Source organism: Streptomyces sp. NPDC093018 (genome assembly GCF_040684035.1).
Taxonomy (GTDB): domain Bacteria; phylum Actinomycetota; class Actinomycetes; order Streptomycetales; family Streptomycetaceae; genus Streptomyces; species Streptomyces murinus.
This window is the reverse complement of record NZ_JBFBFF010000001.1, coordinates 727,386-742,004: the sequence shown is the minus strand read 5'-3', so window position 1 is coordinate 742,004 and position 14,619 is coordinate 727,386. Positions and strand designations below refer to the sequence as shown.

Sequence of the window (14,619 nt, the reverse complement as noted above, 5' to 3'; positions counted from 1 at the left end):
TCGCAGTAATCGTCTCGTCACTTCATGGAACGTACATACGATCCGGCGCATGAACAGAGCTGTGAAGATCGGCATTGCCGGTACGTCCACCGCGCTGCTCGTTCTGGGGGGAATAGGCACCTACAACCTCCTGCACGGGCTGACCGGCGGTACGGCCGGGGACCGGACGCAGGACACGGGCTTCGACCCGTCGGCGGCCTCGACCACGCCGCCCTCCGGAACCGAGGCGGTGAAATCGGCCCGGGCGTTCCTGGACCACTGGTCCGGGCAGAACGTCGGCGGGGCGGCCGCCGAGACCGACGAGCCGGACGCGGCCGCCCTGGCCCTGCGGCAGTACAAGGACGGGCTGCATCTGGAGAAGGTGACGTTCGACAACGTTCTCCCGGCCGGCCCTTCGAGCGTGACCGCCGGGGCGACGAAGGTCACCTTCACCGTCACCGCGCAGGTGGCGGGCGGCAGTTGGAGCTACCCGAGTGCGGTGGCCGTGCGCAAGAGCGACAACGGGGCGACGGCGGTGCACTGGAACAACTCGGTGCTGTACCCGGGTCTCGGGGACGACCAGTCGCTGACCGCGGGCACGCTGCCCGCGGGTTCGAGCGACGCGAAGGTGGTGGCCAGTGACGGCAAGACGGATCTGACGGGGTTCGACTCGCTGCGGGACATCGCGGCGACGATCGGGCAGCACGGCGAGGCCACCGGCGGCCGTCCCGGCACCGGAGTGGCCGTCGTGGACTCCGACGGTGCCGGGGTGAAGACGCTGAAGACGTTCAAGAAGGGCAGCGCTCCGGTCATCAGGACGACGATCGACGCGCGGCTCCAGTCGGCGGCCGAGCAGGCGGTGAAGGACCCGCATCTCGGGGGCAGGCCCGCCGGTTCGGTGGCCGTCGACTGGAGCAACGGACACATCCTGGCGGTCGCGCACACGGGCTCGGACGGGGACATCGCCATCAACGGCATCAAGTCCCCCGGCTCCACCATGAAGATCATCACGTCGGCGGCCCTGTTCGACAAGGCGGGCCTGACCCCGGCCAGTCCGGCGCCGTGCACCGACTCCCTGACGGCCAACAGCCAGTCGTTCCACAACGACCCCGGGGTGAAGGCGAATCCGGGGTCGAATATCGCGCAGGCCTTCGCCGTCTCGTGCAACACCTCCTTCATCAAGGACGGTTTCCACTACCTCGTGCACGACGGCGACGCCTCCGCCCTGCACGACGAGGCGGTGAACGTCTTCGGCATGGGCAGCTGGTCCATCGGCGGCGGGGTCGCCACCAGCGATCCGAGCATTCCGGTGGACGCCCAGGGCAGCGACCAGGCGGCCCAGTTCATCGGGCAGGGCAAGGTCACCGCCACGCCGCTGTTCATGGCGTCCGTTGCGGCCACCGTGCGGGGCGGGGGCTTCCGGCAGCCCATCATCCTGCCGGGGCAGCCGCAGACGAGCGCGCCGCGGCCCATCACGCCCCGCACCGCGGGCTATCTCCAGTCGATGATGCGCGCGACCGCCACCGGGGGCACCGCCGCACCGCGGCTGAGCGGTCTCGCCGGTGTCGGCGCCAAGACGGGCACCGCCGAGGAGGGCGACCACACCAACGGCTGGCTGACGGCCTACAACGCGCACATCGCGGTCGCGGCCCTGGTCGAGGGCGGCGCCTCCGGCGTGGACTCCGCCGGATATGTCGTACGGCGCCTGTTGACGACCGACTGATCACTCTGTGCCCCGGCCCGGTGAAGGCCACCGGGCCGGGGGCCGGGAATCTGCCCAGGAGCGACACACCGACTGCACACAGCCTTTCGAAAGCCCCGTTAGCGTGACTGGCCGCTCGATCCTTCGTACGAACGTGACCAGGCCGTGGCCCGGGCGGGCCGATGGCGCAGTCGAACAGGGAAGACCGGAAGACGCAGATGGACTACTGCTCCGAGTGCCGTCGGCACCTCAACGGCGCGCTGGTGTGCCCCGGCTGCGGCGCCTACGCCCCGGACATCGCCCCACCCGGCACCGGTGGCTCCCCCGCGGGCGCCGCCGGGACCGAAGTGACCTCGTTCCCCGGGGAGTTCGAGCCGGCCTCGGACCCGTTCCCGAGTGCACCGGCCGACGGCGGCACACCGGCCGACGTCGAGGACGCACCCCCGCTGCGGGAGGGCCGGGCGGCGCGGCGGCGGCAGCTGGCCCGCTGGAAGAAGAGCCGGCGCCGGGCCGTGGTCGCCACCGCCGTCGCCCTCGTCGGGGGCGGGTTGACCCTCGCCTCGATGGACCGGCACACCGCCGACCGGGCGCAGGCGGCCACGCTGCCCGACGACCGGAGCACGTCCGCCGCCCCGCAGGACGAGGCACCCGCTCAGGCCTCCGACCCATCGGCGACGCCCGGCACGCACCCGGCCCACCACTCCACCCCCACGACCCGGACACCGGGCGGCACGGGCCCCGTCCAACAGACCCTCGCGACCCACCACCACACGGCGCCCTCGAACACCCACCTGGACTCCGCCACCCCCGCCGCCCCGGTCACCCAGACCCGGCCCGCCACCACACGGCCGTCGCACACCACCACCTCCTCGACCCCCGCGACCGGCCGCACCTCCAGCCCCGCCCCCACCACGTCGTCCACCCCCGCACCCGCTCCCACCACCGGCGGCTCCGACCAGGGCACGACCTCCAGCACTCCCCCGGCGCGCGCGTCGACCTCGCCGGAACAGCTCTGCGTGCTGGTGCTCTGCATCGGCTGAGCGGCTCCCAGGTCTTACGGAGCCGTGACATGACCCGCGCGTTCCGGGGGCGGGGCGCGGGCCGCGTCTAGCGTGGCCGTATGCGTGTATTGGTCACCGGCAGTGCCGGTTTCATCGGTTCCCATGTCGTCGAGGCGCTGCGGACGCGCGGCCATGAGCCGGTGGTGTACGACGTCCGTACGGATCCCGGCGCGGACGTGCGGGACGCGGCGGCGGTGGCGCGGGCGCTGGCCGGGGTGGACGCCGTATGCCATCAGGCGGCGATGGTCGGGCTCGGCAACGGCGTCGCGGACGCCCCGGAGTACGTCTCGCGCAATGACCTGGGTACGGCCGTGCTGCTCGCGGCGATGGCCCAGGCGGGCGTGGGGCGCCTGGTGCTCGCCGGGTCCATGGTCGTCTACGGCGAGGGCCGGTACACCTGTCCGCGCCACGGTGTCGTACGGCCGGGCCCGCGCGCCGTGGCCGACCTCGACGCGGGCCGGTTCGAGCCCCGGTGCCCGGCGTGCGGGGCGGAGCTGTCCCCCGGCCTGGTCGGGGAGGACGCCCCGGCCGATCCCCGTAACGTGTACGCGGCGACCAAGCTCGCCCAGGAGCACCTGGCAGCCTCCTGGGCCCGGGCCACGGGCGGAACGGCGGTGTCCCTGCGCTACCACAATGTGTACGGCCCCCGGATGCCCCGCGACACCCCCTACGCCGGGGTCGCCTCCTTCTTCCGCTCCGCGCTCGCCCGCGGAGCGGCACCCCGGGTCTTCGAGGACGGCGGCCAGCGGCGGGACTTCGTGCACGTCCGGGACGTGGCCGCGGCGAACGTGGCCGCGCTGGAGGCGGAGTCCGCGCCGGGCGCGCTCACCGCGTACAACACCGGCAGCGGTGAGCCCCGTACCGTCGGCGAACTGGCGCGGGCGCTCGCGAAGGCGTGCGGCGGCCCGGAGCCGGTGGTCACCGGGGAGTACCGGCTGGGGGACGTACGGCACATCACCGCCGACTCCGCCCGGCTGCGGACCGCGCTGGGATGGCGGCCGCGCGTGGAATTCGCGGACGGGGTGAGGGAGTTCGCGCGGGCCGGGCTCAGGGAGGAACCAGCTCCCTCGTGTTAGCGCGCGGTCGGCAGCGTCACCTCGAAGCGGCAGCCGCCGGGGATGTTGCGGACGGCGGCCCGGCCCCGGTGGGCCTCCACGATGCCCCGGACGATGGCGAGGCCGAGTCCCGCGCCCGCCGGGGGCGTCCGGGCGTCGGTGCCGCGCCAGCCGGTGTCGAAGACGCGTGGCAGGTCCTCCTCCGGGATGCCGCCGCAGCCGTCGGTGACGGACAGCACCACGCCCCCGTCGGTGCGCTCGGCGGCGATCGCGACCGTGCCGTCGGCGGGCGTCCGGCGGATGGCGTTGACCAGCAGATTGCCGAGCACCCGGCTCATCTCCCGGCCGTCGACCTCCACCGGCACCGGTTCGACCCGCTCCCCCACCAGCCGCACGCCGTGTTCCCTGGCCAGCGGGTCGGCCCCGGCGAGCGCGTCGCCGACCAGGTCGTACAGGGAGATCCGGGCGAGGCTCAGGGAGAGGGTGCCCGCGTGTATCCGGGAGAGTTCGAAGAGGTCGCCGACCATGTCGTTGAGGCGTTCCACCTCGGCGCGGATCTGCTTCAGATAGCGGTCGGGGTCGGCGGCGACCCCGTCCTCCAGGGCCTCCGCCATGGCCCGGAGTCCGGCCAGCGGGGTACGCAGATCGTGCGAGATCCAGGCGACCAGTTCGCGCCGCGATGCCTCCAACGCCCGCTCCCGCTCCCGGGATTCGGCGAGCCGCGCACTGGTGGCGGCCAACTCGCGGCTGAGTTGCTCCAGTTCGGCGGTCGCGGGCCCGTCCGGCGCGGCGAAGGCGCCGCCGTCCCCGAAAGACCGTGCGGCGTCGGTCAGTTCGCGGCTGCGGGCGACCACCCAGCGGCCCATCGTCAGCGCGGTGGCCAGGGAGACCACGGCCGCCATGGCGACGACGGTGGTGACCACGGACAGGTCGTGCGGGGACAGGAACATCGCCCAGGCGACCGCGAGGGTCCCGGCGAGCATGGCGACGACACCGACGGCCGCGACCACGGCGAGGGAGGCGGTGAGCGAGCGGCGCCGGATCAGCCGCAGGACACAGGCTCCGGCGAGACCGGTCGCGGCGGCGCCGGCGAAGGCGTAGAGGGCGATGAGGGGCATGGCGTGCACGGTCAGTCCACCGCCCCGCCGGGCTCGAAGCGGTAGCCCACACCCCACACCGTCCGGATCAGCCGGGGCCGGGCCGGGTCGTCCTCGACCTTGCCGCGCAGCCTGCGCACATGGACCGTGACCGTCGAGAGGTCACCGAAGTCCCAGCCCCACACCTCCCGCATCAGGTCCTCCCGGCCGAAGGCGCGGCCGGGATGGCGCAGGAAGAAGGCGAGCAGGTCGAACTCCCTGAGCGTGAGCGCCAGTTCCTCGCCGTTCTTGGTGGCGCGGCGGGCGTCCGGATCGACCGAGAGGCCGGCCGCGGCCAGCCGGTGCCCGCCGGTCGCGGCGGGGCGGCTGCGGCGCAGCACGGACTCGACGCGCAGCACGAGTTCCCGGGGGCTGAAGGGCTTGGTGACGTAGTCGTCGGCGCCGACCTCCAGGCCGAGGACGCGGTCCTCCTCGTCGCCCCGGGCGGTCAGCATGATGACCGGCACCGGCCCCTGTTCCCGCAGTCGCCGGCACACCTCCAGGCCGTCCATGCCGGGCAGCATCAGGTCGAGCACGACGAGGTCGGGCCACCGGTCGCGGGCCCGGCCGAGCGCCGTGGGGCCGTCGTCAGCGCGGTCGACCACGTAGCCGGAGCGGTCCAGATATCCGGCGACCACCTCGGCGACGGTGGGGTCGTCGTCCACGACCAGGACCCGGGCACGGGCTCCGTCCCGGTCTCGGTCTCGTACCGGCTCGTCCGTGGTGGCGGCCCGGTGGGGCTCGTACTGCGATCGCATGCCTCAAGCGTCCCACCGCCCGTGGCCGGCAGGCGGGGCGGCGGGTTCGGTGTCCGCGTTTCGTAAGGACCGGAAGTCCGTTATGCCCGGTTCATGTTCGTAGGGTGAGAGCCATGACGATCTCTTCTTCGGACGTCGACGTGGTGCTGCCCTGTCTGGACGAGGCCGAGGCCCTGCCCTGGGTGCTCGGCCGTATCCCGGCGGGCTGGCGTGCTCTCGTCGTCGACAACGGCTCCCGCGACGGCTCGGCCCGGATCGCCCGGGCGCTGGGCGCGACCGTGGTGGACGAGCCCCGGCGCGGTTTCGGCGCCGCGTGCCATGCCGGGCTGACCACCGCCACGGCCGGCATCGTGTGCTTCTGCGACTGCGACGCCTCGCTGGACCCGGCGCTGCTCGTGCCCTTCGTCCAGCGGATCCAGGAGGGGACGGCCGATCTGGTGCTGGGCCGACGGCGCCCGGTGGCCCGGGGCACCTGGCCGGTGCACGCCCGGGCCGGGAACCTCGCGCTGGCCCGGATGCTGCGCCACCGCACCGGTCTGCGACTGCACGACCTGGGGCCGCTGCGTGCCGCCCGGCGCGAGGCGCTGCTCGGGCTGGGTCTCACCGACCGGCGCAGCGGGTACCCGCTGGAGATGGTGGTACGTGCCGCCGACGCCGGCTGGCGGGTCGCCGAACACGACGTGCCGTACCTCCCGCGCACCGGTACGTCCAAGGTGACGGGCACCTGGGCCGGTACCTGGCACGCGGTGCGGGACATGCGCCGGGTGCTGACCGCGGCCCCTGCCCGGGAGAGGGCGGCGCAGTGACCACCTTGCTCGTGATCGCCAAGGAACCCCGCCCCGGAAGGGTCAAGACCCGGCTGACACCCCCGTTCACTCCGCGGGAAGCGGCCGAGCTCGCCGAGGCGGCGCTCGCCGACACCCTGCACACGGTGGCGCGGACCCCCGCGTCCCGGCGGGTCCTGGTGCTGGACGGGACGCCGGGCGCCTGGCTGCCGCCGGGCTTCGAGGTCGTACCGCAGTGCGCGGGCGGCCTGGACGAACGGCTGGCGGACGCGTTCGCGCGCTGCGCCGGACCCGCGCTGCTGATCGGCATGGACACCCCGCAGGTCACACCGGAGTTGCTGACCGTGGACTTCGCCGACTGCGACGCGTGGCTGGGCCCGGCGCGGGACGGCGGGTTCTGGGCGCTGGGGCTGGCCGAGCCCGACCCTGCGCTGCTGCGCGGTGTGCCCATGTCGACGCCCGGCACCGGGGCCGCGCAGCGGGCGCGGCTGACCGGCGCCGGGCTGCGGGTGCGGGAGCTGCCCCGGCTGCGGGACGTCGATGTCGCCGCCGACGCCCGGGCGGTCGCCGCGCTGGTCCCGCACGGCCGGTTCGCCGCCCGGCTGGCCCGCTGCGCCGCGGGGCTGCCCCGATGAGCGGCTCCGTCGCCTGGGCCGCCGCCGACCCGTACGCCACCGCGCTGCGCACCGGCCGGGGCCCGCTGTTCCTGCGCCGTGCCGACGGCTGGCTGCTGCCGCTGGAGGTGGAGCGCTGGTGCGGCCGGGCCGATCCGGTGGATCTCGCGGTGCTGGACCGCTGCGAGGGCGCCGTACTGGACGTCGGCTGCGGGCCAGGGCGGCTGGTGGCGGAACTCGCCGGCCGGGGCCGTGCCGTGCTCGGCATCGATGTCAGCGACGCGGCGGTGGAGCACACCACCGGGCTCGGCGGTCCGGTGCTGCGCCGCTCGGTGTTCGAGGCGCTGCCCGGCGAGGGCCGCTGGGACACCGTGCTGCTCATGGACGGCAACATCGGCATCGGCGGGGACCCGGCCGCGCTGCTGCGGCGGGTGGCCGCGCTGCTGCGGCCGGGCGGCCTGCTGATCGCGGAGACGGTGCCCGCCGATGTCGATGAACGCGCCCAGGTCGAGGTGGTCGACGTGATCGCGGGACCGGGCGCCCGCGGCGGCACGTTCCCCTGGGCCAGGCTCGGTACCCCGGCCCTGCTGCGCCGGGCGCGCGGGGCCGGGTGGCGGCGCGTCGCTCAGTGGGGCGCCGGTGGCCGCTGCTTCGCCGCCCTGCGCACCCGCCGCACCAGCAGCGCGGCGGAACCGCCGAAGAGCACGGCGGTGATCAGCAGCCAGCGGGTGAGGAAGCCGTCCGGGGACAGGCCGGTCGCCAACCGGTAGCGCTCGGCGGTCCTCCCGCTGATCAGCGGGAACCACACGAGGAGCAGCAGGGCGGACAGCGCGGCCGGGACCCGGACGTAGGGGGTCAAGGCGCGCTGTCCGGTGGCCGCGAGACCGTGGATCACCGCCCGGTCGGCCGCCGCGTACAGGGGCACCAGCACGAGGTCGTGCAGCAGGGCGGCGCCCACGATCCACAGCGCCACCGCGAACCAGTCACCGGCCAGCAGCCGGATCCCGGCGTATGCGGCGAGCGCGAACGAGCAGGCGAGCAACGCGAGTTGGAAGGGACTGCCGAGCGCGACGCGCAGCCGTCGGGGCGTCATCACAGGGCTCCGAAGGTCAGCCGGCCGACCCATTTGGTGTTGAGCACACCGGGTGCGGCGGGCACGATGACACGCGCCGGGTGGCCGTGGTCGGGAGAGAGTTCCTCGCCGTTGACGTACAGGGCGAGCAGGGTGCGCGGATCGGCCACCTGGTTGGCGCGCAGGGCCGCGCGGCGGAAGGCGCCGTGCCGTTGCAGGGACTCCACGAGCACGTCCGGCGGATCGCCGTCATGGCCGACCAGCGCGGCGAGGTCGCGCAGCCGTACCCCGCGCCACCACTGGTCGGCGGTCGACCAGCCCTCCACACAGGCGATGGGCAACGAGGAGCTGTGCAAGGGGAGTTGGAGCAGCTGGGCGCGGCTGAGGCGGACGGTGCCGGTACGGCCGGTGACCACCAGCCGCCAGGCGTCCTCGTGGGTGTCGGCCGCGGTGATCCCGGCGTACGCGGCGGTCTTGTTGATCTGGAAGCCGTTGGGTCCGCCGTTCGGATCGGCCGTGCCGTGCGGTGCGAGCAGGGCGGTGCGGCGGAAGGGTCCGCCGAGGCTCTGTCCGACCGTGGTCAGGAACAGCAGCAGCGAGCCGCCGCCCACCAGCCCGAAGGCGCCGCGCCGGGAGACGGTGGGCCGATCGGGGCGCGGGGGGACCAGAGTGTCCGCCGCGGGCATGACACCCTCCTCGAGTTCGTCGCGCAGCCGCCGGCGCACGGTGCGCAGCGCGGTGGGCGTCTTCAGTACGGCATGGGCGACGAAGGCGGCGAAGAACACCCAGGCGCCGTAGAAGTGCAGCGGGTAGAAGGAGCCCGGGAAGACGTAGTCCAGCTGGATGTTGAGCACACCGGTGGTGAACTCGAACAGGCCGCCGCCGACCAGCAGCAACAGGGAGATCCGTTCCAGGGCGTGGGTGACGGAGCGGGCCGGGGGCAGGGCGAACAGCCTCGGCACCACCGACCACAGCTTGGCCAGCAGGACCGGGATCAGGGTGAGGCCCAGGGTGACATGGACGCCCTGGGTGAGGCGGTACAGCCACACCGGGTCGGTCGGCCATGCGAAGAGGTAGAAGCCCAGGAGTCCCTTGTCCGGCGTCGTGTCGTTCACCGGGGACAGGTTCGGGTTGTAGGCGGCGTACGACACCAGGCCGGTCACGAACAGCGCGGTGACGCCGACGAGGAGGACGAGGCCGAGCACCGAGGTGAACCACGGGCCGCGCAGAGGACTGCGCCAGAAACCCGGTGAGGTGGGGAGGCGGTCTTGGTCACGCATGTCCCGACCGTAAGCCGGGGGACGCCTGGGACAGGCGGTACGACTGGTGACGAAACCCTGACGTCCGGCCCGGACGGCGGCCCGGCGCCGCCCGCCCGGCCTAGCGTCTTGGTGTGACCCGTTCTCCCCACCGAGACCTCGCCCCCGACCGTGCCGCGGCTTCCTCCGGCGCCTTGCGCGCCGCCCGCCGCGATCTGTACGCCGCCGCAGCCGCCGCCCTGCTCGTGACGGCGGCGGTCCTGGTCGGCCGCCACATCCAGGAGACCCACCGCACGCTGTTCGTGCACTGGCCCCCGGTGTTCGCCGACTGGGACCCGCACCTCGGCCCCGGCACCCCCGCCGCACTGGCCGTGGCCGCGGCGACCGTGATCCACGGGCCCGTGCTCGCGGCCCGGCTGCCCTGGCGCGGGCTGCTCACGGCGGCCTGGGCGACCGCGCTGGCGTGGATCGGGTCGCTGGCGCTGGTGGACGGCTGGCAGCGGGGCATCGCGGGCCGGCTGACCACCCGTGAGGAGTACCTCCGGGTGATCGGCCGGTTCCATGACATCCCGGCCACGCTGCGCGACTTCACCCACCACATCGTCAGCGGCTCCGCGGACCCGTGGCCCGCCCATGTCGCGGGGCACCCCCCGGCGGCCACGCTGACCTTCGTCCTGCTCGACCGGATCGGGCTGCGGGGCGGCGGCTGGGCCGGGATGTTCTGTGTGGCCGTCGGCGCGAGCGGATGCGTGGCGGTGCTGATCGCGGTGCGCGCCCTGGCCGGGGAGGCGCTCGCGCGGCGGGCGGCGCCGTTCACGGTGCTGGCCCCGGCCGCGGTGTGGCAGGGCGTCTCCGCCGACGGCTACTTCGCGGCGGTCGCCGCCTGGTCCGTGGCCCTGCTCGCCCTCGCCCTGACCCGCCCCTCCCCATGGGCGGCGGCCGGCTCGGGCCTGCTGTTCGGACTGACCTGCTATCTCTCGTACGGCCTCACGCTCTTCGCCCTCGTCGGCGCCGCCGTGCTCTTCCTCGCCCGCCGCGAACTACGCGCCAGGCCATTCCTGTTGCTTCCCCTGTTTGCCGGACTCGCCGTCTTTCCCGTGGTGTTCACGCTCGCCGGTTTCAACTGGTGGCACGGATACCAGCTCCTGACGATCCGTTACTACCAGGGCGTGGGCGGGATCCGCCCCTACGGCTACTGGGTGTGGGCCGATCTCGCGTGCGCCGCGCTGATCACCGGCCCGGCCACGGCGGCGGGCCTGCGCCGCACCGGCGCCGTGCTCCTGCACCGCCGTACCGGCTCCCAGGCCGGGCTCGCCCTCCTCGTGTCGGCCGCGCTGCTCGCCCTGCTGGTGGCCGACCTGTCCGGGATGAGCAAGGCCGAGACCGAGCGGATCTGGCTGCCCTTCGCGCTGTGGCTGCTGCCCGCCTGCGCGCTGCTCCCCCGCCCCCGTCCCTGGCTCGCCGCCCAGGCGGTGCTCGCGCTGCTCCTCAATCATCTGCTGCTGACCGGCTGGTGACGGTGATCGGCGAAGACCCCGGCCCCCGGCCCTGCGGGTGCCGGGGGCCGGGTCCCGTGGGCATCATGGGAGGTGGGACATCCGGGCCGTATCGCTCGGCGGGAACGGCCCCCGGAAAGGGTTGAGGCCGATGATCTCCGAGATGGTTCTCGTCCGCATGGACGACGCCGCGCTCCACGGCGACCTCGTGGTCCAGGCATCCGCGCGTGCGGTGGTGCTCTTCGCGCACGGCAACGGCAGCTCCCGGCACAGCACCCGCAACCGGACCGTGGCCGCCGAGCTGCGCACGGCCGGGTACGGCACGCTGCTGCTCGATCTGCTCAACGAGCGGGAGGAGCGGCACGACGCGCTGAACGCCGACCACCGCTTCGACATCCCGCTCCTGGCGCACCGGCTGGTGGGTGCGATCGACTGGCTCGCGGAACAGCCCGACACCCGGGGGACGCCGGTGGTGCTGTTCGGCGCGAGCACCGGCACCGCCGCCGCGCTGACGGCCGCCGCCGAGCGGCCCGAGCGGGTCCTGGCCGTGGTCTCCCGGGACGGACGGCCCGATCTGGCGGGCGACGCGCTGGAGCAGGTCCGGGCGCCGGTGCTGCTGGTCGTCGGCGGGCAGGACCACGAGATCCTGCGGCTCAACCAGGACGCGGCCCGGCGGCTGCGGGCCCCGCACGCCCTGCACGTCGTACCCGATGCCACGCATCTCTTCGAGGACCCGCGCGCGCTGGCCCAGGTCTCCGCCGCGGCCCGGCGGTGGTGCGACGAGCGGCTGCGCGCCATGGCGGAGGAGCGGGAGCGGGAACTGGAGACGCACGGGCAGTGAGGCCGCCCCGGATCCGATGCGATACCCGGCTCAGCCCGGCTCGGGCCTCCCGAACAGCTCCGCGTAGGTGACCGGCAACCGGGCCAGCAGCTCGTCCAGTTCGCCGCCGGATACCGAGTCGGCGACGGTGGAGAGCACCGCGCCCGCGTCCCACTCCGCCGTGCGCGGCCGGGCGCCCGTCTGCTGGGCCACCCGCCGCAGGAACTCCTCCCGGCCGAAGGACTCGGCGCAGCCCCGGTCCCGGTGCAGGGCCTCGTCCAGCGGTGCGGGCAGCCGCGCCGCCAGCTCGTCGGCCTCCTCCGGGGTGATCCGGGTGGCCAGCGTCCACAGCACGGCCTCGCTGACGTGCTCGGCCTCCTCCTGGCTCCGGTACTCCCCGCGGTCCTGGACCCGGGTCAGAAACTCCGCCAGTCGCACGGTGACCACCCGCTCTCGAACGCGGCTCCTCTCACCACCGTACGGCCGTGAAGTCGACGGGACGCGGGCGCAGCGCCCGCGTGCGCTCGGTCAGGGCGCACAGGCGGCGGGACATCTCGGCGGCCGGCAGCCGCCTGCGGTCGCCGTGGCCCGGCAGCACCCACTCGAAGCGCAACCGGTCCGCCGTACGCGCCAGGGAGGCGGCCAGCTCCTCGATGGAGTACCAGGTCACGCTGTCCGCGACGGCGAGATCGCCGAGCGAGCGCGACCAGTAGAAGCTGTCGCCGGTGAAGCAGTACCGGTCGTCCGCCAGGTAGAGCACGCTGCCCCGGGTGTGGCCGGGCAGCGGGTGCACGGTGACGCCCGCGCCGATCTCCACCAGGTCGAGGCCCCGGATCACCTGGTCCGCGTCGGGCGCGGCGTCGAGGTCGCCCTCATGGATCCACAGCCGGGCCCCGAGGTGGTCGGCCCAGCGGCGGCCGTGGGCGGCGTGGTCGCGATGGGTGAGCAGGACGTCCGTGATCCGGCCGAGGGCCGTGTACCGGTCGGCCAGCGCACGGCTCCAGCGCGGGGTGTCGATCATCATCTGGGTGCCGTCGGGCCTGCGCAGCAGATAGGCGTTGGCCGCCGCGGTGCGCGGCGAGTTGTGGCCGCACAGCAGCACGCCGTCGTCCAGGGCCATGGGGAACGGGTCGAGCGCCTGGTCGGGCTGTCCGGTGGTGGGGCGGATCGAACGGGTGTGGCAGGCGAAGACGGCCGCGTGCAGGCGCCGGTTCTCCTCCTCGGTCCCGGGCTGCCGCACGATCCGGGACGTGCCGTTCTCCTCGTCGATCAGGTCCGGCGCCAGCTGCCGGGCCACATCGCAGTTGGTGCAGCGGTCGTCGACGTACCAGCCGTCCACAGGGGCTCCTTCCGCGGGGCACGGTCCCGGGCGGAACCGCCGTTCCAGGATGACCCCCGCGAACCGGGACCGACAGGTGCGCCCGGTCTTGTGTTTTCCCGGGTACAACGCTCTGACCAGCAGATAAAACAAGCCAGAAGTGGCGTGATCGGCGTGGTCCCGTTGCACGGACGTGCGGCTCCGATCAAGGTCAAGGGGTGAGTACGTTCTCCCCGCAGCACGGCGCTGCCTCCGCCCTCGAACGGCCCGGTGCGCCCCTGGGGGGCCAGGAGCGGCGGACGTGGCCACCCGGCGTCCAGCGGGCGCTCGTCCTCTTCGGCGGCGTCCGGCTGGCGGGGGCGCTCCTCGTCGTCGTGGTGAACCTGCTCACCGGCCGTTCGATACTCAAGGGCCTGGCCCACTCCTGGGACTCCGTCTGGTACCTGCACATCGCCACGCACGGCTACGGCACCCGGATGCACATCACGGACTCCGGCGCGGTGCAGACCGACTGGGCGTTCTTCCCCCTCTACCCGGGACTCGTCCGGGCCCTCGACTGGATCCCCCTGCTGACCCCGGGCGTGGCGGCGCTGCTGATCGCCTGGACCGCGACCGCGCTGGCCGCCGTCGGCGTCTACGCGATCGGGCACCGGCTGTACGGCCGCGCGGTCGCCACCGCGATGGTCGCCCTGTGGGCCGTGCTGCCGCACTCCGTCGTCCTCACCCTCGCCTACACCGAGCCCCTGTTCATCGCGCTCGCCGTCTGGTGTCTGTACGCGCTGCTGGACGAGCGCTGGCTCGCGGCCGGCGCGCTCGCCGCGCTCGCGGGCCTGACCCGGCCGAACGGCTACGCCGCCGCCGCGGCCGTCCTCGGCGTGGCCGCCCTGGAGGTCGTACGGCGCCGGGGGCGTGTGCCGCTCGGGCTGTGGGCCGGCGCCCTCGCCGCCCCGCTCGGCTGGACGGCGTACCTGCTGCTGGTGGGGCATCGCACGGGCGCCCTGCTGCACGGCTACTTCCAGGTGCAGAGCGCCTGGGAGTCACGTTTCGACGGGGGCCTCGGCACCCTCCGCTTCCTCGCGACGGTGCCGCTCACCGACGGCGTCATCTACCCGGTGGCGCTGGTGGTCGTGGCGGTCGGCGTGTATCTGTTCGTCCGGCTGTGCCGGGAGCGCGTCCCGCCGGCGCTGCTGCTGTACACCGCCGCGCTGCTGCTGCCGGTGGTGCTGGTCTCGGGCCCCTTCGAGTCCAAGCCGCGCTTCCTGCTGCCGGCGTTCCCGCTGCTCATCCCCGCGGCACAGGCCCTGGTCCACCGGTGGCGCACCGACCCCGACACCGCGCGCAGGCTGTGCGGGTACCTCGCCGCCTTCTCGCTGCTCTACGGCACGTATCTGGCGACCTTCGCCAACCACTCCCCCTGAGCGCCGCCCCGTTGCTCCGATCGGGGTGTCCGGATGCTCCGTTCGGGTGCGAGCGTCAGCCGTTCGGCCGTGTCCCGGCCGCCGAGGGGTCCGGCGGCCGACCCGGTGCCGCGAGGATGTCGGATGACTGACGTCGGCGAACCTGC

14 protein-coding genes are annotated in these 14,619 nt (G+C 74.1%); 9 read left to right on the top strand and 5 right to left on the bottom strand.

Going from position 1 to position 14,619, the window contains the following annotated elements; translation table 11 throughout:
• Positions 1–49 precede the first annotated feature (49 nt).
• From AB0N90_RS03245 to AB0N90_RS03235, 3 genes are all read left to right on the top strand, one after another.
• Positions 50–1,702: a penicillin-binding transpeptidase domain-containing protein gene (locus AB0N90_RS03245; protein ID WP_365192583.1), complete on the top strand. Its 1,653-nt coding sequence runs from the start codon at positions 50–52 to the stop codon at positions 1,700–1,702.
• 197 nt (positions 1,703–1,899) lie between these two features.
• The gene (locus tag AB0N90_RS03240) at positions 1,900–2,721 is read left to right on the top strand and encodes a hypothetical protein (protein WP_365192581.1); all 822 of its coding nucleotides are present in this window, start codon (positions 1,900–1,902) and stop codon (positions 2,719–2,721) included.
• A gap of 80 nt (positions 2,722–2,801) precedes the next feature.
• Positions 2,802–3,818: an NAD-dependent epimerase/dehydratase family protein gene (locus tag AB0N90_RS03235; RefSeq protein ID WP_365192580.1), complete on the top strand. Its 1,017-nt coding sequence runs from the start codon at positions 2,802–2,804 to the stop codon at positions 3,816–3,818.
• On the opposite strand, the gene AB0N90_RS03230 is transcribed toward AB0N90_RS03235, so the two are convergent.
• Both AB0N90_RS03230 and AB0N90_RS03225 read right to left on the bottom strand, forming a co-directional pair.
• Positions 3,815–4,915, bottom strand: a complete 1,101-nt coding sequence (locus tag AB0N90_RS03230; RefSeq protein WP_365192578.1) for a HAMP domain-containing sensor histidine kinase — start codon at positions 4,913–4,915, stop codon at positions 3,815–3,817. The genes AB0N90_RS03235 and AB0N90_RS03230 overlap by 4 nt on opposite strands.
• Positions 4,916–4,926: 11 nt before the next feature.
• Entirely contained in the window at positions 4,927–5,691 is a 765-nt protein-coding gene (locus tag AB0N90_RS03225; RefSeq protein WP_365192576.1) for a response regulator transcription factor, read from the bottom strand.
• Positions 5,692–5,804: 113 nt separating this feature from the next.
• Between AB0N90_RS03225 and AB0N90_RS03220 the strand changes: the two genes are divergently transcribed.
• Genes AB0N90_RS03220 through AB0N90_RS03210 form a run of 3 tightly spaced genes read left to right on the top strand, consistent with a single transcriptional unit; the run spans position 5,805 to position 7,860 of the window.
• The gene (locus AB0N90_RS03220) at positions 5,805–6,497 is read left to right on the top strand and encodes a glycosyltransferase family 2 protein (protein ID WP_365192574.1); all 693 of its coding nucleotides are present in this window, start codon (positions 5,805–5,807) and stop codon (positions 6,495–6,497) included.
• On the top strand, positions 6,494–7,111 hold the full coding sequence (locus AB0N90_RS03215) for a DUF2064 domain-containing protein (protein ID WP_365192573.1): 618 nt from the start codon (positions 6,494–6,496) through the stop codon (positions 7,109–7,111). Before AB0N90_RS03220 ends, AB0N90_RS03215 begins: the two co-directional genes overlap by 4 nt.
• A complete protein-coding gene (locus tag AB0N90_RS03210; protein WP_365192572.1) occupies positions 7,108–7,860 on the top strand; it encodes a class I SAM-dependent methyltransferase in 753 nt (250 codons plus the stop codon). The genes AB0N90_RS03215 and AB0N90_RS03210 overlap by 4 nt, the downstream gene beginning before the upstream one ends.
• Positions 7,861–8,182: 322 nt before the next feature.
• Here the strand turns inward: AB0N90_RS03210 and AB0N90_RS03205 are convergent, their stop codons facing one another.
• Entirely contained in the window at positions 8,183–9,442 is a 1,260-nt protein-coding gene (locus AB0N90_RS03205; RefSeq protein ID WP_365192570.1) for a molybdopterin-dependent oxidoreductase, read from the bottom strand.
• 173 nt (positions 9,443–9,615) lie between these two features.
• Here AB0N90_RS03205 and AB0N90_RS03200 point away from each other — a divergent pair, with 173 nt between their 5' ends.
• Positions 9,616–10,938: a hypothetical protein gene (locus AB0N90_RS03200; protein WP_365192808.1), complete on the top strand. Its 1,323-nt coding sequence runs from the start codon at positions 9,616–9,618 to the stop codon at positions 10,936–10,938.
• A 130-nt stretch (positions 10,939–11,068) separates the two neighbouring features.
• Entirely contained in the window at positions 11,069–11,758 is a 690-nt protein-coding gene (locus AB0N90_RS03195) for an alpha/beta fold hydrolase (RefSeq protein WP_361679717.1), read from the top strand.
• Positions 11,759–11,788: 30 nt separating this feature from the next.
• On the opposite strand, the gene AB0N90_RS03190 is transcribed toward AB0N90_RS03195, so the two are convergent.
• Together AB0N90_RS03190 and AB0N90_RS03185 are read right to left on the bottom strand one after the other, a co-directional pair.
• Positions 11,789–12,175, bottom strand: coding sequence for a DUF2267 domain-containing protein (locus AB0N90_RS03190; protein ID WP_361679720.1), 387 nt, complete (start codon positions 12,173–12,175; stop codon positions 11,789–11,791).
• A 31-nt stretch (positions 12,176–12,206) separates the two neighbouring features.
• Entirely contained in the window at positions 12,207–13,076 is an 870-nt protein-coding gene (locus AB0N90_RS03185; protein WP_365192568.1) for an MBL fold metallo-hydrolase, read from the bottom strand.
• A 197-nt stretch (positions 13,077–13,273) separates the two neighbouring features.
• On the opposite strand from AB0N90_RS03185, the gene AB0N90_RS03180 reads away from it, so the two are divergent.
• A complete protein-coding gene (locus tag AB0N90_RS03180) occupies positions 13,274–14,473 on the top strand; it encodes a hypothetical protein (RefSeq protein ID WP_365192566.1) in 1,200 nt (399 codons plus the stop codon).
• Positions 14,474–14,619: the final 146 nt, after the last annotated feature.

Bases quoted from the DNA above. Each gene is read 5' to 3' on its own strand.
- AB0N90_RS03245 (WP_365192583.1), top strand. From the start codon at position 50: ATGAACAGAGCTGTGAAGATCGGCATTGCCGGTACGTCCACCGCGCTG.
- AB0N90_RS03240 (WP_365192581.1), top strand. From the start codon at position 1,900: ATGGACTACTGCTCCGAGTGCCGTCGGCACCTCAACGGCGCGCTGGTG.
- AB0N90_RS03235 (WP_365192580.1), top strand. From the start codon at position 2,802: ATGCGTGTATTGGTCACCGGCAGTGCCGGTTTCATCGGTTCCCATGTC.
- AB0N90_RS03230 (WP_365192578.1), bottom strand. From the start codon at position 4,915: ATGCCCCTCATCGCCCTCTACGCCTTCGCCGGCGCCGCCGCGACCGGT.
- AB0N90_RS03225 (WP_365192576.1), bottom strand. From the start codon at position 5,691: ATGCGATCGCAGTACGAGCCCCACCGGGCCGCCACCACGGACGAGCCG.
- AB0N90_RS03220 (WP_365192574.1), top strand. From the start codon at position 5,805: ATGACGATCTCTTCTTCGGACGTCGACGTGGTGCTGCCCTGTCTGGAC.
- AB0N90_RS03210 (WP_365192572.1), top strand. From the start codon at position 7,108: ATGAGCGGCTCCGTCGCCTGGGCCGCCGCCGACCCGTACGCCACCGCG.
- AB0N90_RS03205 (WP_365192570.1), bottom strand. From the start codon at position 9,442: ATGCGTGACCAAGACCGCCTCCCCACCTCACCGGGTTTCTGGCGCAGT.
- AB0N90_RS03195 (WP_361679717.1), top strand. From the start codon at position 11,069: ATGATCTCCGAGATGGTTCTCGTCCGCATGGACGACGCCGCGCTCCAC.